We start from the raw sequence: 22,867 nt of genomic DNA on the forward strand, positions 1-22,867 counted from the left end.
TATGATTTATTGAGTAGTTATTTAGATAAGTAAAATAACGACTTATTCATAGAACTTATATATAGGATAAATGAAGAGGAATGTCGATAGAGTTTGTAGAAATCGCATGATTACTGGGGTTATAGATATTATTTTTCCTATTGTTAACCTTGGCGATTTGCCTTAATTTACTAATTAACTTAAAATATGTGAGTAAAATACTTTGGAGGATTTATGTTACTTTCTATTGTAGTGCCTGTATATAACGAAGAAGAGAACATAGCGAATTTTTATAAAGCTGTAACTGATGTTATGTCAGGACTCACGTACGATTATGAACTAATCTTCGTAGACGACGGTTCTAGTGATTCGTCATCTATGATATTGCGTGAAATTGCTTACAATGATAAACATGTCAAAGTGTTATTGCTTGCTCGTAATTTTGGGCATCAGACTGCGCTTACTTGTGGTCTTGATTATGCTCATGGAGATGCAGTTATTACAATGGACGGTGACATGCAGCATCCACCGGCTTTGATTCCTGAACTTGTTCGTTTGTGGGAATCGGGGTATGATGTAGTGCGCACCATACGCGATTCAACTGAAGATGCTAGTTGGGCTAAATCTTTCACGTCTAAGTATTATTACAAACTAATGAACAAAATGGCCGATGTTCCTATTGTTGAAGGGGGATCTGATTTCCGCCTCATGAATAGTAAAGCATTGGGCACATTGAAACGGTTCAGAGAACATGGTCGTTTCTTGCGCGGTATTGTTGGTGCCTTAGGGTATAGACAAGCTGAGTTGCACTTTGTAGCGCCACCTCGTTTTGCAGGGGTCTCAAAGTTCAGCGTGCGCAAAATGATACGATTTGCTCTCGATGGGGTAACAGCCTTTTCAAGAGTTCCTTTACGGGCTGCTTTGTACGTCGGTGTACTATGTGGTGGGTTAAGCTTCTTGCTTATTTTACACCTCTTGTATGTATATCTTACGGGTCAAGCCTTGAATGGATGGACTACCTTGGGCGTATCTATTTTGTTCATTGGTGGAATTCAACTCGTCGGACTGGGAATTATTGGCGAGTATGTAGGTCGTATTTTTGAAGAGGTGAAGCAACGGCCTTTGTATTGGGTTAAGTCAGCTATAAACTTTGATGAGCATGAAGAGGCTCCATTACTTGGACCTAGTAGTGCTGATGTATTTATGGCACCTAAGACTTATACTGACAAAAGCAAAGAAGACTAGCTGTATTTGTGAATGCAAATAAATAGACGGTTAGTATATTTTGAATAAATAACTTACTTTAAAAGTTTTTGGAAAGGAAGCATATGAAGTCAAAATATAGTAAGGTTAAAATAACGGCATTAACATTAACTTTTGTGTGTGCCACAACAGCCATGGTAGGTGCAACAACATTACAATATGGTGATAAGGGCAAAAGTGTTACAGCGGTTCAACAACAACTAATTAAACACGGTTATAATGCTACAGATAAAAATGGTGTATATGGTAAAGAAACGAAATGGGCAGTTCGTCTGTTCCAACAAGATCGTGGCTTACCAGTGGACGGTATTGTAGGTCCTGCTACGTATAATGCATTGATGAGCGCTCCTCGTTCTACGAAGGCAGTATTGACTCAAAATGCTGCAACTAAAGCAGTAGCAACAAAATCCGCTTTCACAAACAACAATGCGACATCTCGTCGTGTTGCTGGTCAATCCATTACTGGCAAAAATATTAAATTAAATAATATTACGAAAAATGAAACACCAAATAGTATTCATGCTATCTTGGCTGAAGCAGACAAATACCGCGGTGTACCATATGTATTTGGTGGTACTACACCAAGTGGTTTCGACTGCTCTGGTTACGTTAAATATGTATTTGCAAAACAAGGTATTTCTTTACCACGTTTAGCAGATGAACAATATAACGTAGGTGTTGAGGTTTCTCGTGCAAACTTAAAAGCAGGGGATTTGGTATTCTTTGAAACATATGAACCAGGTCCATCTCACTCCGGTATTTACATTGGTGATGGCAAGTTCATCAGCGCCACTTCCAGTCGTGGTGTAGCAGTAGCAGATCTTGATACTGGCTATTGGGGTGAACGCTATATCGGCGCAAAACGCGTTGTATAAACCAATACATATTAGCTTTAAAAGAGGCTATACGAATCAATTATGTTCTGTTGATTTGTATAACCTCTTTTTCTCATTTCTAGAATTATTAAATTTTATCCTTGTATTTGCTATTGTGAAAGTCGGTAAATTCCGCATAATCTCAATGTTTTTAATAGATTTTATGTCGTTTTTACGATATAATGAAGAGTAAATAATTTTAGGAGGAATATACACATGAAGGGTAATGAACTGCGTCAAGCATACTTGCAGTTTTTTGAAAGCAAAGGACATTTAAAATTAGATAGTTTTTCTCTTATACCAGAAAACGATCCATCTCTATTATTGATTGGGGCAGGTATGGCGCCATTAAAGCCTTTCTTTACAGGTAAATTGGTACCTCCTTGTCATCGTATTACAACAAGCCAAAAATGTATGCGTACAGGTGACCTTGAAAACGTAGGTCGCACAGCTCGTCACCATACATTCTTTGAAATGCTTGGCAACTTCTCCTTTGGTGACTACTTCAAAAAAGAAGCAATTCACTGGGCGTGGGAGTTCTTAACTGAAGTTATTAAACTCGATAAAAATAGATTGTATGTTACTGTATATCCAGATGACCAAGAAGCATATGATACATGGCACAATGATTGTGGTGTAGAAGAAAGTCATATTACACGCCTTGAAGATAACTTCTGGGAAATCGGTGAAGGCCCATGTGGTCCTGATAGTGAAATCTTCTTCGACCAAGGTCCTGAACATGGTTGTGATGATCCTAACTGTGCACCAGGTTGTGACTGCGATCGCTATCTTGAAATCTGGAACTTAGTATTCACTCAATTTAATAAAATGCCAGATGGTTCTTATGAACCATTGCAACATAAAAACATCGATACCGGCGCTGGCCTTGAACGATTGGCTTCCGTATTACAAGGTTGTAAAACAAACTTTGAAACAGATTTGATTTTCCCAATTATTGAAGCTACAGCTAAACGCGCTGGTGTTACATATAACGAAAATCCAAATACTGATGTTTCTTTAAAGGTTATCGCTGACCATGCTCGTGCTGTCACTGCATTAATTTCTGATGGCGTATTGCCATCTAACGAAGGTCGTGGTTACGTATTGCGTCGTATTTTACGTCGTGCTGTACGTCATGGCCGTTTACTTGGTATTGAAGGTATCTTCTTAACACCACTTATTGATGTAGTAGTAGATATTCTTGGCCCTGGTATTAAATCCATTGCTGAGAAACAAGACTTCGTTAAACGGGTTGTACAAAATGAAGAAGAACGATTCAACCAAACATTGGAACAAGGTCTTGAATTGTTGAATTCTTTGATTGATACACTTGCTGCTGAAAAAGCAACTGTTGTGCCTGGTACAGAAGTATTCAAACTATATGATACATACGGATTCCCTTGGGAATTAACAGAAGAAATTGCTTCTGAACGCGGCTTTACAATCGACCATGAAGGTTTTGAAGCAGCTATGAAGGAACAACGTGAACGCGCTCGTGAAGCTCGTGTAAAAGAAGATGCTAAGGTAGCAACACCTGACATCACATTCTTGAAAGACGAAGAGCTTCTTGAAGATGAAGCTGTAACTGCTTCTTCCGTATTAATGATCGGCAAAGGCTCTGAACGTTTACAAACAGCTGCTGATGGCGATGAAATTACTGTTATCGTACGTACCACACCATTCCATGCTGAAGGGGGCGGTCAATTAGGTGATACAGGCTTTATCGTTGGCCCAATGGGTAAGGTAGAGGTTCATAATACAAAACGTTTACCTGAAGGCACTGTATACCATATCGGTACTGTTGTGGAAGGTTCCATTTCCGAAGGCGATGATGTAACGCTTGAAGTAGATACAAATCGCCGTGCTGCTATGGCTCGTAACCATACAGCAACACATTTGTTACATGCAGCATTGAAAAAGGTACTAGGCGAGCATGTTAACCAAGCTGGTTCCTTAGTAACTCCAGATTACTTGCGTTTCGACTTCACTCATTTCTCCCCTGTAACACAAGAGGAACTTGATCAAATCGAAGCTCTTGTAAATGAAGAAATTTTAAAAGCTACAGATTTAGCTATTGCTGAAATGTCTATGGACGAAGCAAAAGCTAAAGGTGCGATGGCACTCTTTGGTGATAAATATGGTGATGTAGTTCGCGTTGTAGAGGTTCCTGGTTTCTCCGTTGAATTATGTGGCGGTTCTCATGTAGGTAATACAGCTTTCATTAGTTCCTTCCGTTTAACATCTGAAGCGGGTATCGGCTCTGGTGTACGTCGTATTGAAGCAATTACAGGTCGTGCAGCTCTAGATGCAGCAAAACATGATCGCTTGACTATCGAACGCATGGCAGGCGAACTTAAAACTAAAGCACCTCAAGTAGAAGAACGTTTACATCAAGTGTTGGCAGAAGCAAAAGAAACTGCTAAAGAATTAGAACAAATTCGCAAAGAGGTTTCTGCAGCTGGTGCGGCAGATATCATTGCTGGTAAGGTAATGATTGGTGACGTTGCATTTGTAGCAGCTGCTGTAAAAGCTTCCTCTATTGATGAGTTACGTGATATGGCTGATATGGGCCTTGATAAATTGTCTGGTTCTGGTGTAGTGCTTGTAGGCGCTGCTATGGGCGATGACAAAGTTAACTTTGTATGTAAAGTATCCAAAGATGTAGTGGCTAAAGGTGCTAAAGCTGGTAATATCGTAAAAGCAGCAGCTCAAGTAGCTGGTGGTAATGGCGGTGGCCGTCCAGATATGGCTCAAGCAGGTGGTAAAGAACCAGCTAAATTGACAGAAGCATTAAAAGCTGGTGGTGAAGCTTTAACATCTATGTTACAATAGGCATATAATTTTATAATTATACTTGTATCTGTTATAGAAAAATTTTATGATGCATAAAAAGTTACTGACTTTGTAGCTTTAATTCAAGTATAATAGTAGGCGAGGTTTCACTTTTACAGTGAAACCTGCCAATGTAATAAAAAGGAGGGATACGATGAAGGTTTCTGATGAAACTATGTTATTCCGTAAAGTAGACGATGAACCGATGACAGCTGAAGAGGTTCTTACTCGTGTTTATCAATCTATTCAAGAAAAAGGTTACAATCCAATCAATCAAATCTTAGGGTATCTTATTTCTGGAGATCCAGCGTACATTACAAGCTATAATAATGCACGTTCTGATATCCGTCGTTTAGAGCGGGATGACTTGATTGAGGAATTGTTGAAAGAATACGCAAAGGCAAAACAACTATAATGAGAATTATGTCATTAGATGTGGGCAGCCGTACTATCGGTATTGCCTGTAGTGATGCACTGCTCATGACAGCACAAGGTATTGAAACCATTCGTAGAACATCTCTTGAAAAAGATTTTAATCGCTTACAAGAACTCATTGCTGAATATGAAGTACATGAGCTTGTAGTAGGTATGCCGAAGAATATGAATGGTACAAAAGGTGAACGAGCTGAAAAGACTGAAGAATTCGTTGAAAAGATGAAAGAAGTCATCGATTTACCTGTTTCATATTGGGATGAGCGGTTATCTACGGTTATGGCTGAACGGCAACTCATTGCAGCTGACGTAAGTCGTAAAAAGCGTAAATCCGTTATTGATAAAATGGCAGCGGTTGTAATTTTGCAAGGATACTTAGATCGCTTGCAGTTCAATAAATAAATCTTTTTTTCCACAAGGAGGGTTTCCAATGGTTGACCAAAACTTTGAAGGTGAAGTGTATTATTTAGAATTCGAAGACGAAAACGGCAATAAACAATACTTCACAGAAGATGTTGTTCTAAACCATGAAGGTCGTGAGTATGCAGTTCTTGTACATGTACAAGACGAAGAGGCAGACCACGAAGGTCAAGATGACACATACATGATCTTGGCTAGCATCGAAAAAAATGAAGAAGGCGTAGAAGTATACGTACCTTTAGATGAAGAAGATGAAGTTTTTGAGACTCTAGTAAAATTGTATGAAGAAATGGAAGATGGCGAGTAGTTGTTTTCTTTATAAATCTAGCGTGTTGTCTTTGGGCAATACGCTATTTTTATTTGTTATATATTAAGATGCCCATAATATGATAATGTCCTTTTATATAGGGGAAATATGGACTTTATGGTATAATAAGATGATAAATACTGTTATGTTACAGAAAGGAACTCAACGTCGTGAGAAAAGCCTTAAGATATATTTTAATCCTTATTATTGTAGGCGTATTAATCATCGCAGGTGGTTTGGGAGCGATTTATTTAGTGCCAAACACCTTTGCTCAAGATGATGGTACACAAGTACTTGTCATCGAAAAGGGGCAGACTGGCACTGAAATTGCAGACATGCTCTATGAACGAGGTCTTATTCGTTCCACACAAGGCTTTAAGCTTTGGTTATATTTGAGCGGCACCAATGATAAACTTCAAACTGGTCACTACCAAATTCCTAACAAGGTAACTGTGCGCGAACTCATTTCTTTATTACAAGAAGGTCATGTAGAATCTATTCGTGTTACAATTCCTGAAGGATACACAGTTGGTGATATTGCTATCGTTCTTGAAAAAAATCAAATTATGAAGGCAAAGGATTTCTTAGCAGAAGCAAAGACCTTTGTACCATATCCATATATGAAGGGTACAAGACCTGCTACATATCCGGTAGAGGGCTTCTTATTCCCAAGTACTTATGAAATTCCAGTAGGTGCAACGCCACGTGAAGTGATTCAAATGATGGCTGACGAAATGAATCGTTACCTCACACCGGCTGTGAAGAAACAAATTCAAGCTCAACACATGAGTATTCATGACTTTGTAACATTGGCATCCATTGTTGAACGTGAATCTTTATTTGATGCAGATCGTCCAACAATTGCAGGGGTATTTAAAAAACGGTTAGCCCATGGTATTCCATTACAATCTGATGCGACAATTTCCTATGTACTAGGTTATGCAAAAGAAGATGTAACTATTGGTGATACGCAATTACAAAGCCCGTATAATACATACGTATCTAAAGGCTTGCCACCAGGACCAATTGCGAACCCTGGTAAAAAAGCATTAGATGCAGTCTTGCATTCTGAAGATACAGATTATTTATACTTTGTAGCGGATAAAGATGGACATAATCACTTCTCTAAAACATATGAAGAACATTTAGCGGAAGTTCATAAAATCTATGGTAATGATACGGCTACATCCTCTAATACAGAGGCCGCAGTACAAGCTGGTCCTAACTATGACGTGGCTGTGGCAACGACAGAGCCTAACTACAATTACAGCTCTGAAGAAGCGGTGGAAGCAGATTCTCAATATGTTAATGTGGAACCTACGTACAAATATACACCAACAACGGTTCCAGCTGCTGAAATTCCAGCACCAACACCAGCTCCACAAGTACCAGCTCAATCTGCACCAGCAACTCAATCATCTAGTTCTAACTCTTATGTGCCAACTACAACACCTGCTCCAGAATCTATGCAAAATGTTGTACCAAGTACACAACAAGTACCTCATATTGAAGTAAAGCCAGCTGAATCTGTGGATCGTTCTACGTTGGTAGTTCCTAGTGGTAATAGCAATAAATAATGTAGGAGATTGAATCTACTTTCATGACATTAAATGATATTTTAAATGAACAGCGTATTTACGCGATGATTAATGATGTACCGATTCTACGAGAATCTGAGGTTCATCTCTTTGAAGAATTAATAGGTTTGTACCGGCCCACCTCTGTGTTAGAGGTGGGCACCGCCATTGGTTACTCTGCTTTGTTGATGGCTCCGCTACTCGACGAAGAGGAGGGACATATTACATCTATTGAATTAGATGATGTGCGTCACGAAATGGCGAAATATTATATTAACCAATCTGATTATGCCGATACAATTACATTGCTGAAAGGCGATGCGTCTCAAGTCTTAACGGAACTCACCGGTGAATATGATCTAGTATTTTTAGATGGTCCCAAAGGGCAATATCTTAAACAATTAGAACTCATTTTGCCTCATGTGAAAGAAGGAGGCGTTATCCTTGCAGACAATGTACTTTTTAGAGGCTATGTAAGAGGCGATAAGGAGCCGCCAAAACGGTTTAAGACTATCGTAAAACGGTTAAAAGAATACTTAACGTATGTTGAAAATAAAGAATTGTTTAACACCACCATCTATCCAATGGGTGATGGTATGAGTGTGAGTGTGTGGAAAGGGCACAACAAATAATGGCAGAACATTTTATGGAATTGCTTTGTCCAGCCGGTAATATGGACAAGCTTAAAATGGCTATTCGCTATGGTGCGGATGCTGTATATTGTGCAGGCAAACGTTTTGGCTTGCGCGCAGGTAACTCTAATTTCTCCGATGAGGAATTAAAGGAAGCTGTAGAATTCGTACATGCTCATGGTAAAAAACTCCATGTTACATGTAATATCATCCCTCACAATGAGGACTTTGAAGGTTTAGAGGACTATTTGAAATTCCTTGAAAGTATCGGCGTTGATGCGATCATCGTAGCCGACATGGGTATCTTTAGCCTTGCTAAACGCGTGGCTCCAGGCCTTGAACTTCACGTAAGTACACAAGCTTCCACTACAAACTGGCATACAGTGCAAATGTGGAAAGAACTGGGTGCCACACGCGTCGTAGCGGCTCGCGAAGTATCCTTAGCAGATCTTAAAGAAATGAAGGATAATGTAGATATCGAAATCGAATCCTTTGTACATGGCTCCATGTGTATTTCTTACTCTGGTCGTTGTCTATTGTCTAACTACATGACAGGCAACCGTGATGCGAACCGCGGTCAATGTTCTCAATCTTGCCGCTGGAAATATTCCCTTGTTGAATCCAACCGACCTGGTGAATATTATCCAATTGAAGAAGATGAACATGGCACATATATCTTTAACTCTAAAGACTTGTGCTTGATTCACCGCATTCCTGATTTATATGAAGCTGGTATTGATAGCCTTAAAATTGAAGGCCGTATGAAATCCGTTCACTATTGTGCAACGGTAGCAAAGGTATACCGTACAGCTATCGATACATATCTTAAAGAAGGGAAAGACTGGTATGTTCGTCCAGAATGGATTGCAGAATTAGAAAAGATTTCTCACCGTCCATATACAGATGGTTTTGCAGAAGGTCGTCCTGATGAAACGGCTCAAAACTATGGTAAATCTACCAATACACAAAGCCATGACTTCATCGGTTTAGTTATGGGCTATAACGAAGAAGAAAAATACGTTGATCTTGAACAACGTAATAACTTCAAGGTCGGCGATAAAGTAGAATTCTGCCAGCCTAAAGGGGACCTTGTGGAAACTGTAATTGAAAAAATGACAGACGAAGATGGTAATCCAATCGACGTAGCGCCTCATGCGCAAATGAAAGTGCGTATCTACATGGATACACCACTTGAGCCATATTCTATGATGCGCCGTGAGTGCAAATCAAAAGAAGCTTAGTAGGTAGTATATTAACGACAGACATATCTAATGGATGCCTATACTAGCGATATGTATAGCATTTACATTTTATAGTAATGATGTGTAGGAGGACTTATGAGTGGTACATCTTTAGAACCGAGTAAATCTATCGGTGCATTTACTGATGTACCAGATTTAGAAACCTCTGGGGAAGAGGCGTATGTGTACTTTCATCTTGAACCGAAGCATACGAACTATATCAATCGCATCATTGAAGGCTATGAATACTTAGGGGTTATGACATCTATTGATATAAATGGACGATGTATGCTAAGGTGTACACCTTCAACACGGCCCTTGGCTATTGAATTATTAAGTAGTCTATCGGATTATGTCACTATAGACGAGTAAGTATATGTTGAAGCTGCATATAGACGATTAGTAACCATAAATGATAGTGAATTAAACACATCATTCTACATTTATATTTATGTCAACATATATAGTAGAGAAATGAGAGTATATCTATGAAACAATCTATTTTGAAACGTGCATTATTAACAGCTTGCCTTAGTGTATCTATGGCAGGCGTAGCTATGGCAGGTCCTGTAGGCCCTGTTATTATTCCTCAAGCAGGGGATGTAGTAGTCATCAATCATGGTCCTGATATGACCTTCACTGGTAATATCAACTTTGATGTGGAAAGCCAAACTAACAATAATTTACAAGTTGGCTCCACTGTGATTCCTAATGTTGTATATGGTGCAGCGTTCAATAAAACTGGTGCGCCAGATACAATTATCCCAGCTCAAACTTACGTGTATGTAGGCGCAAAAGATGGGGCGAATGCTTTCACAGAGGCTAGCGATGCTGACAAAAAAGGTGCTAACTGGAATGTAGAAACCTTGAAAAAAACTAAATCTGGTGACGTACAATTGGCAAGCCGTGGCATTCCTGAAAAGCCATTGGCAAATCAAGTAGCAACTATTAAAGATTCCATTATGCTTAGCGCCGTAGACCTCAGTACAACAGAGGTAGGCCGAAACAGCAAGGGCGTTCTATATATGACTGTTCCTAAGGAATTAAAATTGACTGCTGACACAGGTATTCCTGAAGACGTGCGTGAAACAATGCCAGCTATGTTCCGTGGTAAAATGGGTGATTCCCTCATGGTGAATCTCATGCCTTTAAATGAAGAGGAAAAACAACAATTAGCGGCAAACCCACATAATGCAAATACAATCGTATTCAACCGTGGTATGAGCATGGCAAAAATGATTGGTTCCTCTGCACGTACAAGTAAAGTGTACACATATATGAAGGATCATTACTTGAACCTCGTTATCGTAGCAAAAGATTACGACGATAACGGTGCTCGTGGCAGCGGTGTTATGATGGTTTCTAAACAAGATAACTCCAATGATGTGCTCTTAACACTTTACAAAGGCCCAGATCTTTCCAATAGCAAATTGGAAAAAGTAATTGGTGCTATGTTATCTACAAACTTCAAACGCTAATAATCTAGCTAATGTACAGTGAGCTGTAGTAGAGCTACATTGGTTAGCGTATATATGATAATCTTAATAAACGGCTCGAGTTTGATATGTCCCCCTTTTAATGGACAACCCGTAAATGGGGTACATATCAGTTATATCGGGCCGTTTTTTTATGATGTGTTTGAAGGCGTTTCTTTAATTTATAGATTTTGTGAAATTTACAGTTAAACTGTATTGAATTATTTGATTCTCTATGATACTATAATCTAGTAAAAGTTATGCAAAGGACATGATTCTCATATCCCTGTGTACCAGAGAGAGGCTGATGCTGGAAATGCCTTACACATATATTAGAGTTACCCCCTTTAAACTGATTTGTCGAACCTAAGTAGGCAAATACGGCCGCCACCGTTATCGGGCTTAATGAAGTGAATTAACTATACACATATATTTGTATAGGTAGTTAACTAGGGTGGAACCGCGAATGATCTTCGTCCCTTGTTTTGTAGGGATAGAGGGTCTTTTTTTATTACAAAAATCCAGTCTATCCTAGATAATAAATTGGAGGAAAGAAAAATGGCAGATGTAAAAATCATTTTACCTGATGGTAGTGCAAAGGAATACGCTGCTGGCACTACTCTTGGGGAAGCAGTAAAACAACTATCTAACAGCTTGGCTAAAAAAGTACTAGCTGCTAATGTAAATGGCGAATTAACAGACCTTCGCGAAGAATTAGTCGACGGTTCTGAAGTAGCGTTCTTAACATTCGAAGAAGATGGTGGTAAACATACTTTGCGTCATACAGCTTCTCATATCTTGGCTCAAGCGGTAAAACGCTTATGGCCTGAAGCTAAATTGGCTATCGGTCCTGCTATCGATAAAGGTTTCTACTATGATATCGATATGGAACATACTTTGACTCCTGAAGATTTAGGCAAAATCGAAAAGGAAATGAGCCGTATTGTGAAAGAAAACTTGCCTATCACTAAATCTGTAATGTCTCGTCAAGAAGCTATCGAGTTCTTCAAATCTAAAAACGAAGACTACAAGGTAGAATTAATTGAAGATCTTCCTGAAGATGCTGTTATCTCTTGCTATGCGCAAGGTGACTTTATCGATCTTTGTGCAGGTCCTCACGTGGCATCCACTGGTAAGGTAAAAGCTTTCAAATTACAAAGCATTGCAGGTGCATACTGGCGCGGCGATGAAAAGAACAAAATGTTGCAACGTATTTACGGTACAGCATTTGAAAAGAAAGAAGAACTTGATGCATACCTTCACTTGCTTGAAGAAGCAGCTAAACGCGACCACCGTAAACTTGGTAAAGAACTTGGTTTGTTTGTTATCAAAGAAGAAGGTCCTGGCTTCCCATTCTTCTTACCAAAAGGTATGGCCCTTCGCAACGAATTAGAAAACTTCTGGCGTGAAGTTCACCATGAATTTGATTACGAAGAAATTCGTACACCAATTATCTTAAATAAACAATTGTGGGAAACATCTGGTCACTGGTTCCATTACCGTGAAAATATGTACACTACAATTATCGATGATGAAGAATATGCAATTAAACCAATGAACTGCCCAGGTGGTATCTTGGTTTACCAAAACGAAATGCATTCCTATCGCGACTTCCCATTACGTTATGCTGAACTTGGTTTAGTTCACCGTCATGAATTGTCCGGTGCTTTACACGGCTTATTCCGTGTACGTGCATTCACACAAGACGATGCTCACGTATTCATGTTGCCAGATCAAATGCAATCTGAATTGATGAAAGTTATCGAATTGTTCGACCGCATTTATAGCCAATTTGGTTTGAAATACCATGTGGAATTGTCCACTAAACCAGACAATGCAATGGGTGACGATGCCATTTGGGAAGCTGCTACAGAAGCATTGCGCAATGCTATTGAAGCAAAAGGTATTCCTTATGTAATCAACCCTGGCGACGGCGCATTCTACGGCCCTAAACTTGACTACCATATCGAAGATTCCTTAGGCCGTACATGGCAATGTGGTACTATCCAATTGGATATGAACTTGCCTGAACGTTTCCAAATCGAATATGTTGGCGAAGATGGTCAAAAACATCGTCCTATCATGATTCACCGTGCATGCTTCGGCTCCATGGAACGTTTCATCGGTATCTTAACTGAACACTATGCAGGTGCGTTCCCAACATGGATGGCTCCTGTACAAGTTAAAATCTTACCTATCTCTGAAAAACATGTTGAATATGCTAAAGAATTGGCAAAACAAATGCATCGCGATTATGTACGTGTAGAAGTGGATGATCGTAGCGAAAAAATTGGCTACAAAATCCGCCAAGCACAAATGGCAAAAGTTCCATACATGCTTGTGGTAGGCGATAAAGAAGTTGAAGAAGGCACAGTTAACGTTCGTAAACACGGCGGTGACGAATTAGGTTCCGTACCATTCGAAGAATTCTTCAATTCTATTAAAATCGAAATCAAAGAACGTAACTAAATATTTAGCCCCCATATACTAAAGCCTTTCATTAGACTTAAGTCTAGGCGTTGGCCATTTGTATAGTGGGGGCTATCTCTTTAATTGTTACCTGTGAGTAGCGAAAGGAAATACTATGAAAGAAGTAAATTCATATGGTTGGAAAGCCGTTATTGGTTCCTCCATTGGTTATGCTATGGATGGTTTTGACCTCTTAATTCTTGGCTTTATGCTGACACTAATTTCTGGAGATTTAGGTTTGACCACTGGTCAAGCGGGATCTCTTGTGACGTGGACCTTGGTTGGTGCCGTACTTGGTGGTTTCATCTTCGGTACCTTGTCAGATAAATTTGGTCGCGTTCGCGTTTTAACTTGGACGATTGTTTTGTTTGCTATATTTACTGGGCTTTGTGCCTTTGCTCAAGGGTATTGGGATCTTCTAATTTACCGTACAATAGCAGGTATTGGTTTAGGTGGTGAATTTGGTATTGGTATGGCGCTCGCTGCTGAAGCTTGGCCTGCTCAACACCGTGCAAAAGCAACAAGCTACGTTGCCTTAGGTTGGCAATTAGGCGTGTTGGCTGCTGCTTTGTTAACACCATTACTCATTCCTATCATTGGATGGCGTGGTATGTTTATGGTTGGCATTATTCCAGCGTTAATTGCTTGGGTATTCCGTGCGAAACTACATGAACCAGAAATCTTTGTACAAAGTAAAGCAGATAAAGAGCATTCACATACAAACTCTTTCAAGTTATTAGTAAAAGATGTAAGAACTACAAAGACATCTATTGGTGTTGCTATTTTAACATCTGTTCAAAACTTTGGATATTACGGTATTATGATTTGGTTACCTAATTTCTTAAGTAAGCAATTAGGTTTCTCTCTAACAAAATCTGGTTTGTGGACAGCGGTTACTGTTTGTGGCATGATGGTCGGTATTTGGTTATTTGGCCGCTTAGCCGATAAAATAGGTCGTAAACCTACATTCATCCTATTCCAAGTATGTGCTGTAGCATCTATTTTAATCTACTCTCAACTATCTGATCCAACTGCCATGCTATTTGCTGGTGCAATCTTAGGCGCCTCTGTAAATGGTATGATGGGTGGCTATGGTGCCTTGATGGCAGAAGCCTACCCAACAACTGCTCGTGCAACGGCTCAAAATGTACTATTTAATATCGGTCGTGCTGTAGGCGGCTTTAGCCCAATGGTAGTAGGTATGATTATCTCCATGTACTCCTACCAAGTGGCAATTGCATTCCTAGCTATTATCTATGTACTTGATATTCTTGCAACCCTATTCTTGATTCCTGAACTTAAAGGTAAGGAATTAGAATAAGAAAACGAGTAAATAAGATTAATAAACAAAACTAGTAAATAAGAGTAGTAAATAATTTAACTACATTAAGCGCTGTCTTCGGACGGCGCTTTTTTGTGCTTGTATTTAAATTTTGTTTGTAGTTTAATTTGTAATTATATTTCTAGTAATTCGGAATAATACTGTTATTTTGCAGGAGTTTTAGAATCTTTGTCGAATATTATTTTGGTTATTCATACTTTGATGTAAAAACACAATGCAAGCTTTAATTAATTATATTATTTTGCTGGTACTACCATTTAAAAATAATTTTTAAGGACAGATATAAGTCATTTTAGAGATACTACCAGTTAAAAGTAATTTTGCTAAGTAGAGATATAAGCTGACTTAGAGATACTACCAGTTAAAAGTAATTCTGCTAAGTGAAGATATAAGCTGATTTAGAGATATTACCAGTTAAAAGTAATTTTGCTAAGTAGAGATATAAGTTGACTTAGAGATACTACCAGTTAAAAGTAATTTTGCTAAGTAGAGATATAAGCTGACTTAGAGATACTACCAGTTAAAAGTAATTTTGCTAAGTAGAGATATAAGCTGACTTAGAGATACTACCAGTTAAAAGTAATTCTGCTAAGTGGAGATATAAGCTGATTTAGAGATACTATCAGTTAAAAGTAATTCTGCTAAGCGGAGATATAAGCTGATTTAGAGATACTACCAGTTAAAAATAAATATTTTTAACTGGTAGTATCTGGAAAATAGGTTATGTATGGAAAATTTGTAAAATGGTAAAGGAGTGAGTCTATTGGCGCGATTACGATTACGTAAGGTTAGTGAGAGTGAAGAAGGTTTTAATCGATTAGAGCGAGCTATGCGATACGGTAAACGGTTAAAGTTAGCCAAAAGAGTTCCTAGAGATGTATTTATGCCAGAGGATAAGAAGTTATGGTTTTTATTTGAGCGTATATATACGGTGATTCATGATAAGGAAGTAGCTGTATTAAGACGTTTTGGGTTGACACCGATGCAATATAATGTGTTGGAGTTTGTCTATGTTTCGTCGTGTAAACCAACATTAGGCTTTATAGTGGATGAGTTACGAGTGTCGTATGGAAATTTATTTGCAGTTGTAAAAAATTTAACAAAGAAAGGTTTATTGACTTGTAGTGTGTGTTCAACTGATAGACGATCTAAAAGTCTTGCTTTGACTTATGAAGGAAAGCTTTTATTTGAAGAAGTACAAGTTGTGCATGATAAAGTATTAGGTAATATGTTTTCAGCTATGCGCAAAAATAAGAAGAGTGACATTAAATCTGATCTAACATTTATACTTAGACATTTCAGTCCAGAAAAAATAGAGTAAGAAATAGAGTAAGTATTGAAGTAAGCGATAGAGTGAGTGGGCATAATAGATAAAGTGGGGATATGGAGTAAGTTAACCAGTTAAAACAAAAAATCCTACAATTTCTGTTAATAAGAAATTGCAGGATTTTGATGTTTTGTTAGTTAGTTTTAAGCTATACCAATCCAGTGCCAATATGTAAGGGCAAATACGAGCATCATCACATAGCCAATAATAGTCAATGGAATGCCTGTAGTCATAAATGTTTTTACGTCGAATGTGTCGGTACCGTAAGCTACCATACCTTGTGGTGAGTTTACTGGTAATACTAGACCAAAGCAGATGGCATATTGCATAAGCATGGTTACACCGATTGGGTTAAGTCCTTCTGCGTTATGTCCTACTACAATAGAAATTACAATAGGAATCATAGCAGAGGAGAGGGCTGTAGCAGATGCAAAGCCTAGGTGGATAACAATGAGGAAGGCCGCCATTACAGCAATTAAGATGAATACGCTTGCACTTTCAAGGGAGAAGGCGTTTACGAATACTTGAGCAAGCCAAGTGGCTGCCTTTGTTTTCAGTAATACAGAGCCAAGGCCGATACCAGCACCAAACATAACGATGGAACCCCAGTCGATGTTCGGCTGTGCAAATTTCCAATCCATAATGCCAATCTTAGGGAAGAAGAACAATGCGATAGCTACAATTGTTGTAGTTGTTGTATCGATAGAATGTAGCTTGCCACCAGTAGCCCATAATGCGAGAAGACCGATAGAGATACATAACAGTTTCTTTTCATCCATGCTCATAGGACCGATTTCTTGGCGCATTTTAGCAAGCTGTACATCGCCACCTACAAGTTCTTTGAACTCTGGCTTAATTAATGCTTGTGTTAAGAAATAGGCGATGATAACCATAATGATGGAGAATGGAGCCGCTGCTGTGAGCCAATCTATCCAGCTAATAGATGTATTCATCTGTGTTTGCATAAAACCTACTGCTACAAGATTTTGAGCTGCAGCTGTTTGAATCATAATATTCCAGAACGTATCAGCTTGTACGGCACCTACCATGAGTAGAGCTGCTACGCGGCTTTTACGTTCAATACCTAAGTTTTCAACAATACCGATGATAATCGGTGCTAAGCAGGCAATACGCGCTGTTGCACTTGGTACGAAGAAGGCGAGGATAAGGCCTGTAATAATAACACCTAAATAAATACGGCTAACCTTAGTACCAACGCTAGATAGTACTAACATGGCGATACGACGATCGAGACCCGTTTTACGCATAGCTACAGAGATAAACATAGCAGCACCTACAAGAATCATGGCTGGTGAAGAATAACCAGAAATGATAAGCTTCAAGGCATTGGCTGTGCCCATCGCCTTAGCAGGGGCTTCGGGATTTGGTGAGAATCCTAATAGTAAAGCGGTAAGTGCAGTAATCATGGTAGCACTTACTGGATAGGAAACAGCTGATGTCATCCACAAGATAATGGCAAAGGCGAGTACACCGATCATACGATGACCACCGGTAGATAATGTTTCTGGTGTAGGTAATAATAAAATGCCACCTAGAACAATGAAAGATAAAATAAGTCCAATATTTTGAGCAGTTGTACGCGCCTTTTGAGGAGGGGCAGTGGTTGTTACACTCATAATAAAACTCCTTTCAATTTGTGTAATACCTATTACTGTATAATAATAAATAATGTAAACTATATAAGCTAGACTATCCTATAAAGTACACTATCCTATAATGTACACTATCCTATAATGTACACGATTCTATAAAGTACACTATATAAGCTAGACTATTCTATAAATATTATTGTATCGTATTTTCTATAGAATTAGTTGTATAATTTATAAGAATATTGTATACATAAAGAGAGAACGGTGTCAGTAAGTATACCTATATACAGAACTTATAATGTCTGTTATACTATAAGAGTTGTAATAACAATTTCATTGTTAAAAGCTCAATATTTTTTGTTGACTTTCATCAGTCAATTTGTTATTATAATTAAGTAATTTATGAAGCAGAGGCCATCCGCCACTCACCTAATACCAAGAAGTATGAGGTTAATATAGAGAACTCTATTCGGATGGTGTTTGCCGTCCGTTTTTTTTATTCTCTTGGAGGTGAACGCTATTAGCAAGGATACACCACGCATTAATGAAGAAATTCGTGCTCGTGAACTTCGTGTCGTAGGTCCTGAAAACGAACAAATCGGCATTATGTCTGGCCGTGAGGCGTTGGCATTAGCTGAAGAAAAGCATCTTGATCTTGTGGAAATTGCACCTAACGCTAAACCACCGGTAGCTCGTATTATGAACTACGGTAAATATCGTTACGAACAACAAAAACGCGAGAAAGAAGCGAAGAAGAAACAAAAAATCGTAACTTTAAAAGAAGTTAAGTTACGTCCACATATTGAAGACCATGACTTTTACGTAAAAATGAAAAACGCATCCAAATTCTTGGGTGAAGGTAACAAAGTAAAAGTAACTATCATGTTCCGCGGTCGTGAACTTTCACATCCAGAACTAGGCATGGCAGTATTGACACGTTTCGCTGAAGAACTCAAAGAAACAGCGTCTATTGAAAAAGCAGCTAAATTAGAAGGTCGTAACATGACCATGATTTTAGTAAGTAAATAATGTTTTGGGAGGATTATAATTATGCCAAAAATTAAAACTCGTCGCGCAGCGGCTAAACGTTTCGCAGTAACTGGTACTGGTGAATTCAAGCGTGCAAAAGCTTTCAAAAGCCACATTCTTGAGAAAAAATCTCCAGCTCGTAAACGTAATTTGCGTAAAGCTACATTGGTTGCAAAAGCTGACCACAAACGCGTAGCTAAATGCTTACCATACGCTTAATCGTTAACTATTAGATCGATATATCGTAATTTAGGAGGAATATACAATGGCAAGAGTGAAAAAGGGCGTTACAGCTCATGCACGTCATAAAAAGATTTTAAAATTAGCTAAAGGTTACCGCGGTACACGTTCTCGTTTGTTCAAAAAAGCTAACGAAACAGTAATGAAAGCGTTGTACTACGCTCGTCGTGACCGTCGTGCGAAAAAACGCGAATTCCGTCAATTGTGGATCGCTCGTATCAACGCAGCGGCTCGCATCAATGGCACAACTTACAGCCGTTTCATCGCTGGTTTGACTAAAGCAGGCGTTGAAGTGAACCGTAAAATGTTGGCTGACTTGGCAGTTAACGATGCAGCAGCATTCGCTAAACTTGTTGAAGTAGCTAAAAACGCTTAATAGCATAACAATACAGACTAAGGACTCTCTTTGGAGGGTCCTTTTTTGCATTGTGAAAGTATGCTATAGTGAAAATACAATCGTGTTGTGTAAAAGCGGGAGAATAGAGGAGGAGTAGGTAATGGAACAGTTATTTTATCTGTTGATACCGTTAGGACTTTGTTTGTTCTATTTAGGTATTAAATATACGATTCGCTTTGGTAGAGCTAAGATGCTCTATGAGATGCCTTATGTAAATAAAGAAGGCACTTTTACGTTAGAGCGAGCAGGAACGTATGGGGTGTGGCTCAGTGGAAAAATGTTTACAAGGGCACCTATTGGCGAATTTGGCTTTAACTTAGTTGATGAAACAACGGGAAGGACAATTCCTTTATTTCTATCTATTATGCGTGCCCGGGTTAATAGTTTAACTCACTCAAGAATGGAACTATATACCTTTGATGCGGGTCCAGGCACCTATAGACTGTCCATTACAGAAGATCCTTTTGTGCTAGATACAGTAATGAAAAAAGTAGGCGATAAGGTGATTAAAGGATCGGTTGATTATAATCAATTTACTATACAAATCTATACACATACTTCCTTTGTTTTAAGGTTTATATCAATTTGGATGATTGCAATTGGACTTATTATTGCTGTATTAGGCGGAGTTCTTCCTAACACTTTAGTGTGAAATAGTAGTTAGTTTTGGCTATTTTATATAATGAATAAATTATCATAAATGTGTAATAGAAAAAGAGGAGTTTTATCATAGCTTGTAGAACTAACACAGTAATGACCTATTTAAAGGTGTTTGTAAAAGGAGACATTATTATGGGAATCTTTAAAAAGCTATGTATGACCTCTATGTTAGGTGTTATGTTGGCGGTACCTACGTATGCAACTGTTGTTACAGGCAGTCAATCAGATGTAAATTTAGATTTAAAGTATCCTTTAGTTTATACAGATCATGCTTATGCTCAAAGAGTTATTAATACAGATATTGCAAATTATGTACTCGAAGCAAAGGATATGTATTACAATCAACATATTTATCAAGTTTCTCAAAACTATAAGGTTACCTATGAGGATAGTCAAGTTGTTTCAATCCTACTAACGACCTATTATTACTACGCCGGAGCAGCTCATGGTATGTATAATACAAGAGGTCTTGTATATAATAAAATAACAGGTCAACGTATTCCATTATATAACTATGTGAAAATTGCAAATGCAGGACAATTGGATAATGGACTACGATCCCACGTGTTAAATTATTATATAGGTAATCATACAAAGAGCTATATTCCAAGTGGATGGAGTGTCAAATATGTGACAGATAATTACTGCTTACGCGGTAAGGGGAATATAGATTTAGTTTACCAACCATATGAATTAGGTCCGTACGCAGCTGGTAATACTTATATTGGTTTTACACCAAAATCTATTGAATACTTTAACAGAATGAACTCCTGATAAAAGTATGTTAACATATTGAGCCTAACTGTATTTTGATGAATTAAATAGTATTCTTGTAATATACGACAAAAGCCTATAGTACATGTTTAGTACTATAGGCCTTTATCGTATTTACCATATTATCTTCTATATCCACCGCATCCTCTAGTATTAGAGTTTGGACCGCAATAATTTTGGTTGTTATTGTTGTCTGGTGCATAGTTAGTATTGCTCGCATTGTTATCGGAGTTGTATTGTGTGTTAGTGTTGCAATTGTACTGAGAGTTATTGCATACATAATCATAAGCAAATCCTGTAGATACTACAGCAGTTACGGCTAAGAATGTCATGACAATTATACGTTTTGTGAATTTCATATGTATCATCTCCTTGTTTCTATATTTATATTATACTACCATGAGTCAAATAAAGTATGATATTCTATATATAATATTGGGGAGACACTATGTGAAAGGATGAGAGTTTATGATGAAACGTGCGTTAATGGCTGCACTATGTTTTAGTTTTGTGACATTAGGTAGCCAAGCAATTGATATTAATATACCAGGTGCAGATCCTACAATATCAAAGGATGCCTATCAAAATTATCGGAAGGTAGATGCGACCGCTAAGAAGATGGAAGCTGATGTAGGCGATAGGGTGAGGGCAAAATATGCAAATAATATGCCTAAAAAATGGACGATAGATGAATTAGTCTATTTAACTCAAGAATTAAATCATTCAGTTAACTTCTCATCTTCTGTTTTTATTCTTAAAGATAATGGAGCTAATTTAAAATTTACTCTTCCTGACGGGACTCGGTTTGGTAAAACTACTAAGGGGGACCCGTTAACTACAGAGATAAAGCGTGGAAACTTTCTTTTGATTGATGGAAACCTAAATTATAACATTCGCAAAGAAAATCAAAGCACGTCTACAGGGAATTCATTCTCCTATTCAACTGTTAAAAATGCAACATGGGAGATTAGCCCAACTAAAACGAGTTCATTAGAGGGGGCTATTAATTTTAAAGTTAAGGCAGATCCTTCAGTATCGTATCGAATTGCATTTGATTTGACTAAAAAGAAAGAAGTAGATTTGTTGAAAACACATAATCAAGAGTATGTATATAAACAACTCATGTCTCCGTTGGTTAATTATGTGTTGCCGTCTATTGAGCCAGCTAAGCAATTACTTTCAAAAACTAAACCTATAACAATTAATGGATTTACATTCCAAACATTGAAGTCTAGTGATTTAACTTATAATGGTCCTGATAATGATGCTATTTACATTTATGATGGTAAAAGCTATCGTGAAGGCATTATGGTACGAGAATTACAGCCAGAAGAATTAGCTAAACCACATACAATAAATGCTAAATTAATACAATTCTTTGCTATGTATAAGCCTTACTCTGAGTATAGACCTATTCAATATGCAACCGTTTGGAATGATGCTACCCCTGCTATTTATATGGAAGTAGAACGATCCACATCAAAAATGTATATTCAATCTTTATATGATGATAAGTATTTATATACGCACTTTATCATGGCAGATTTAGATTATAAAGTACCGTCAAAAGACTTGCGTGATGTGGTCCAATACGTAGATAATGCAAATGATAAAGACAAATACTCAAAAAGTTTAGCAGGTATGTCAGCTGTACCAAAAGGTGTATTTGATATGACTTTATTTCCAAGAAAGCAGTAAATAATTATGAATCTAATGACCTTAGGACTGAACCTATGGAAATAGTTAATCTAAAATGTGAACATGATTTAATTCCTACCCTAATTCGTGAAAGCGGAATTTACCCTGCGTATCATATGAATAAACAACACTGGATCTCGGTGGATATTGAAAGATATGAAGATGCTGAAAAATTTAAAATGCTGGTGGATATGAGCTATCAGTTGGTGGGGAAGAAGTAAATATATACAATTTATAAAATATTGTTCATAAAGCTTATAGTATGTTTAGCAACATTCTATAAGC

Annotated in this window: 23 protein-coding genes and 1 other annotated feature; of the genes, 21 read left to right on the forward strand and 2 right to left on the reverse strand. The window is 38.0% G+C overall.

Annotation, left to right across the window (positions count from 1 at the left end; all coding sequences use genetic code 11):
- Nucleotides 1-213: 213 nt before the first annotated feature.
- The 14 genes from MOQ65_RS00940 to MOQ65_RS01010 all read left to right on the forward strand — a co-directional run bounded on the left by MOQ65_RS00940 (nucleotide 214) and on the right by MOQ65_RS01010 (nucleotide 16,165).
- Complete coding sequence (locus tag MOQ65_RS00940) at nucleotides 214-1,224, forward strand: glycosyltransferase family 2 protein (protein WP_257846380.1); 1,011 nt, start codon at nucleotides 214-216, stop codon at nucleotides 1,222-1,224.
- A gap of 83 nt (nucleotides 1,225-1,307) precedes the next feature.
- The gene (locus MOQ65_RS00950; protein WP_105094499.1) at nucleotides 1,308-2,117 is read left to right on the forward strand and encodes a C40 family peptidase; all 810 of its coding nucleotides are present in this window, start codon (nucleotides 1,308-1,310) and stop codon (nucleotides 2,115-2,117) included.
- A gap of 216 nt (nucleotides 2,118-2,333) precedes the next feature.
- Entirely contained in the window at nucleotides 2,334-4,949 is a 2,616-nt protein-coding gene (gene alaS, locus MOQ65_RS00955) for an alanine--tRNA ligase (protein ID WP_257846381.1), read from the forward strand.
- Between the two features lie 154 nt (nucleotides 4,950-5,103).
- Entirely contained in the window at nucleotides 5,104-5,364 is a 261-nt protein-coding gene (locus MOQ65_RS00960; protein WP_009351224.1) for an IreB family regulatory phosphoprotein, read from the forward strand.
- On the forward strand, nucleotides 5,364-5,783 hold the full coding sequence (gene ruvX / locus MOQ65_RS00965; RefSeq protein WP_005386119.1) for a Holliday junction resolvase RuvX: 420 nt from the start codon (nucleotides 5,364-5,366) through the stop codon (nucleotides 5,781-5,783). The genes MOQ65_RS00960 and ruvX overlap by 1 nt, the downstream gene beginning before the upstream one ends.
- Nucleotides 5,784-5,811: 28 nt before the next feature.
- Complete coding sequence (locus MOQ65_RS00970; protein ID WP_005386121.1) at nucleotides 5,812-6,108, forward strand: DUF1292 domain-containing protein; 297 nt, start codon at nucleotides 5,812-5,814, stop codon at nucleotides 6,106-6,108.
- 170 nt (nucleotides 6,109-6,278) lie between these two features.
- A complete protein-coding gene (gene mltG, locus MOQ65_RS00975) occupies nucleotides 6,279-7,685 on the forward strand; it encodes an endolytic transglycosylase MltG (protein ID WP_257846382.1) in 1,407 nt (468 codons plus the stop codon).
- A gap of 23 nt (nucleotides 7,686-7,708) precedes the next feature.
- On the forward strand, nucleotides 7,709-8,317 hold the full coding sequence (locus MOQ65_RS00980; protein WP_105094496.1) for an O-methyltransferase: 609 nt from the start codon (nucleotides 7,709-7,711) through the stop codon (nucleotides 8,315-8,317).
- On the forward strand, nucleotides 8,317-9,558 hold the full coding sequence (locus MOQ65_RS00985; protein WP_257846383.1) for a peptidase U32 family protein: 1,242 nt from the start codon (nucleotides 8,317-8,319) through the stop codon (nucleotides 9,556-9,558). Before MOQ65_RS00980 ends, MOQ65_RS00985 begins: the two co-directional genes overlap by 1 nt.
- Nucleotides 9,559-9,654: 96 nt before the next feature.
- Entirely contained in the window at nucleotides 9,655-9,930 is a 276-nt protein-coding gene (locus MOQ65_RS00990) for a DUF4911 domain-containing protein (RefSeq protein ID WP_257846384.1), read from the forward strand.
- A gap of 116 nt (nucleotides 9,931-10,046) precedes the next feature.
- The gene (locus tag MOQ65_RS00995) at nucleotides 10,047-11,036 is read left to right on the forward strand and encodes a hypothetical protein (protein WP_257846385.1); all 990 of its coding nucleotides are present in this window, start codon (nucleotides 10,047-10,049) and stop codon (nucleotides 11,034-11,036) included.
- Between the two features lie 248 nt (nucleotides 11,037-11,284).
- Nucleotides 11,285-11,517: a binding site (T-box leader), on the forward strand.
- Nucleotides 11,518-11,591: 74 nt separating this feature from the next.
- Nucleotides 11,592-13,502: a threonine--tRNA ligase gene (gene thrS, locus MOQ65_RS01000; protein WP_105089385.1), complete on the forward strand. Its 1,911-nt coding sequence runs from the start codon at nucleotides 11,592-11,594 to the stop codon at nucleotides 13,500-13,502.
- A gap of 115 nt (nucleotides 13,503-13,617) precedes the next feature.
- Entirely contained in the window at nucleotides 13,618-14,823 is a 1,206-nt protein-coding gene (locus MOQ65_RS01005; protein ID WP_257846386.1) for an MFS transporter, read from the forward strand.
- Between the two features lie 784 nt (nucleotides 14,824-15,607).
- Nucleotides 15,608-16,165, forward strand: a complete 558-nt coding sequence (locus MOQ65_RS01010; protein ID WP_257846387.1) for a MarR family winged helix-turn-helix transcriptional regulator — start codon at nucleotides 15,608-15,610, stop codon at nucleotides 16,163-16,165.
- A 149-nt stretch (nucleotides 16,166-16,314) separates the two neighbouring features.
- Here MOQ65_RS01010 and MOQ65_RS01015 read toward each other — a convergent pair whose 3' ends face one another.
- The gene (locus MOQ65_RS01015; RefSeq protein WP_257846388.1) at nucleotides 16,315-17,808 is read right to left on the reverse strand and encodes a DASS family sodium-coupled anion symporter; all 1,494 of its coding nucleotides are present in this window, start codon (nucleotides 17,806-17,808) and stop codon (nucleotides 16,315-16,317) included.
- A 486-nt stretch (nucleotides 17,809-18,294) separates the two neighbouring features.
- On the opposite strand from MOQ65_RS01015, the gene infC reads away from it, so the two are divergent.
- The 5 genes from infC (at nucleotide 18,295) to MOQ65_RS01040 (ending at nucleotide 20,884) form a co-directional block, all read left to right on the forward strand.
- Nucleotides 18,295-18,813, forward strand: a complete 519-nt coding sequence (gene infC, locus MOQ65_RS01020; protein ID WP_005386139.1) for a translation initiation factor IF-3 — start codon at nucleotides 18,295-18,297, stop codon at nucleotides 18,811-18,813.
- 21 nt (nucleotides 18,814-18,834) lie between these two features.
- Nucleotides 18,835-19,032, forward strand: a complete 198-nt coding sequence (gene rpmI, locus MOQ65_RS01025) for a 50S ribosomal protein L35 (protein WP_004696338.1) — start codon at nucleotides 18,835-18,837, stop codon at nucleotides 19,030-19,032.
- A gap of 46 nt (nucleotides 19,033-19,078) precedes the next feature.
- The gene (gene rplT, locus MOQ65_RS01030) at nucleotides 19,079-19,429 is read left to right on the forward strand and encodes a 50S ribosomal protein L20 (RefSeq protein ID WP_005376311.1); all 351 of its coding nucleotides are present in this window, start codon (nucleotides 19,079-19,081) and stop codon (nucleotides 19,427-19,429) included.
- Nucleotides 19,430-19,550: 121 nt separating this feature from the next.
- Nucleotides 19,551-20,102 carry a hypothetical protein gene (locus tag MOQ65_RS01035; protein ID WP_257846389.1) on the forward strand — a complete coding sequence of 184 codons (552 nt, stop codon included), beginning with the start codon at nucleotides 19,551-19,553 and terminating at the stop codon, nucleotides 20,100-20,102.
- A gap of 140 nt (nucleotides 20,103-20,242) precedes the next feature.
- Entirely contained in the window at nucleotides 20,243-20,884 is a 642-nt protein-coding gene (locus MOQ65_RS01040; protein WP_257846390.1) for a PdaC/SigV domain-containing protein, read from the forward strand.
- Nucleotides 20,885-21,006: 122 nt separating this feature from the next.
- On the opposite strand, the gene MOQ65_RS01045 is transcribed toward MOQ65_RS01040, so the two are convergent.
- The gene (locus MOQ65_RS01045; protein ID WP_257846391.1) at nucleotides 21,007-21,243 is read right to left on the reverse strand and encodes a hypothetical protein; all 237 of its coding nucleotides are present in this window, start codon (nucleotides 21,241-21,243) and stop codon (nucleotides 21,007-21,009) included.
- Nucleotides 21,244-21,352: 109 nt separating this feature from the next.
- Between MOQ65_RS01045 and MOQ65_RS01050 the strand changes: the two genes are divergently transcribed.
- Both MOQ65_RS01050 and MOQ65_RS01055 read left to right on the forward strand, forming a co-directional pair.
- The gene (locus MOQ65_RS01050) at nucleotides 21,353-22,582 is read left to right on the forward strand and encodes a hypothetical protein (protein WP_257846392.1); all 1,230 of its coding nucleotides are present in this window, start codon (nucleotides 21,353-21,355) and stop codon (nucleotides 22,580-22,582) included.
- A 35-nt stretch (nucleotides 22,583-22,617) separates the two neighbouring features.
- Nucleotides 22,618-22,803 (forward strand): MmcQ/YjbR family DNA-binding protein, encoded by a 186-nt coding sequence (locus MOQ65_RS01055; protein ID WP_257846393.1) that lies wholly within the window; start codon nucleotides 22,618-22,620, stop codon nucleotides 22,801-22,803.
- The last annotated feature ends 64 nt before the right edge of the window (nucleotides 22,804-22,867 follow it).

The sequence above is a fragment of the Veillonella faecalis genome, assembly GCF_024677885.1.
Classification (GTDB): domain Bacteria; phylum Bacillota; class Negativicutes; order Veillonellales; family Veillonellaceae; genus Veillonella; species Veillonella nakazawae.

Excerpts from the sequence above, each read along its gene's own strand:
- MOQ65_RS00940 (WP_257846380.1), top strand. The coding sequence starts at position 214 with ATGTTACTTTCTATTGTAGTGCCTGTATATAACGAAGAAGAGAACATA.
- MOQ65_RS00950 (WP_105094499.1), top strand. The coding sequence starts at position 1,308 with ATGAAGTCAAAATATAGTAAGGTTAAAATAACGGCATTAACATTAACT.
- alaS (WP_257846381.1), top strand. The coding sequence starts at position 2,334 with ATGAAGGGTAATGAACTGCGTCAAGCATACTTGCAGTTTTTTGAAAGC.
- MOQ65_RS00960 (WP_009351224.1), top strand. The coding sequence starts at position 5,104 with ATGAAGGTTTCTGATGAAACTATGTTATTCCGTAAAGTAGACGATGAA.
- ruvX (WP_005386119.1), top strand. The coding sequence starts at position 5,364 with ATGAGAATTATGTCATTAGATGTGGGCAGCCGTACTATCGGTATTGCC.
- MOQ65_RS00970 (WP_005386121.1), top strand. The coding sequence starts at position 5,812 with ATGGTTGACCAAAACTTTGAAGGTGAAGTGTATTATTTAGAATTCGAA.
- MOQ65_RS00980 (WP_105094496.1), top strand. The coding sequence starts at position 7,709 with ATGACATTAAATGATATTTTAAATGAACAGCGTATTTACGCGATGATT.
- MOQ65_RS00985 (WP_257846383.1), top strand. The coding sequence starts at position 8,317 with ATGGCAGAACATTTTATGGAATTGCTTTGTCCAGCCGGTAATATGGAC.
- MOQ65_RS00990 (WP_257846384.1), top strand. The coding sequence starts at position 9,655 with ATGAGTGGTACATCTTTAGAACCGAGTAAATCTATCGGTGCATTTACT.
- MOQ65_RS00995 (WP_257846385.1), top strand. The coding sequence starts at position 10,047 with ATGAAACAATCTATTTTGAAACGTGCATTATTAACAGCTTGCCTTAGT.
- thrS (WP_105089385.1), top strand. The coding sequence starts at position 11,592 with ATGGCAGATGTAAAAATCATTTTACCTGATGGTAGTGCAAAGGAATAC.
- MOQ65_RS01005 (WP_257846386.1), top strand. The coding sequence starts at position 13,618 with ATGAAAGAAGTAAATTCATATGGTTGGAAAGCCGTTATTGGTTCCTCC.
- MOQ65_RS01015 (WP_257846388.1), bottom strand. The coding sequence starts at position 17,808 with ATGAGTGTAACAACCACTGCCCCTCCTCAAAAGGCGCGTACAACTGCT.
- rpmI (WP_004696338.1), top strand. The coding sequence starts at position 18,835 with ATGCCAAAAATTAAAACTCGTCGCGCAGCGGCTAAACGTTTCGCAGTA.
- rplT (WP_005376311.1), top strand. The coding sequence starts at position 19,079 with ATGGCAAGAGTGAAAAAGGGCGTTACAGCTCATGCACGTCATAAAAAG.
- MOQ65_RS01035 (WP_257846389.1), top strand. The coding sequence starts at position 19,551 with ATGGAACAGTTATTTTATCTGTTGATACCGTTAGGACTTTGTTTGTTC.
- MOQ65_RS01040 (WP_257846390.1), top strand. The coding sequence starts at position 20,243 with ATGGGAATCTTTAAAAAGCTATGTATGACCTCTATGTTAGGTGTTATG.
- MOQ65_RS01045 (WP_257846391.1), bottom strand. The coding sequence starts at position 21,243 with ATGAAATTCACAAAACGTATAATTGTCATGACATTCTTAGCCGTAACT.
- MOQ65_RS01050 (WP_257846392.1), top strand. The coding sequence starts at position 21,353 with ATGATGAAACGTGCGTTAATGGCTGCACTATGTTTTAGTTTTGTGACA.
- MOQ65_RS01055 (WP_257846393.1), top strand. The coding sequence starts at position 22,618 with ATGGAAATAGTTAATCTAAAATGTGAACATGATTTAATTCCTACCCTA.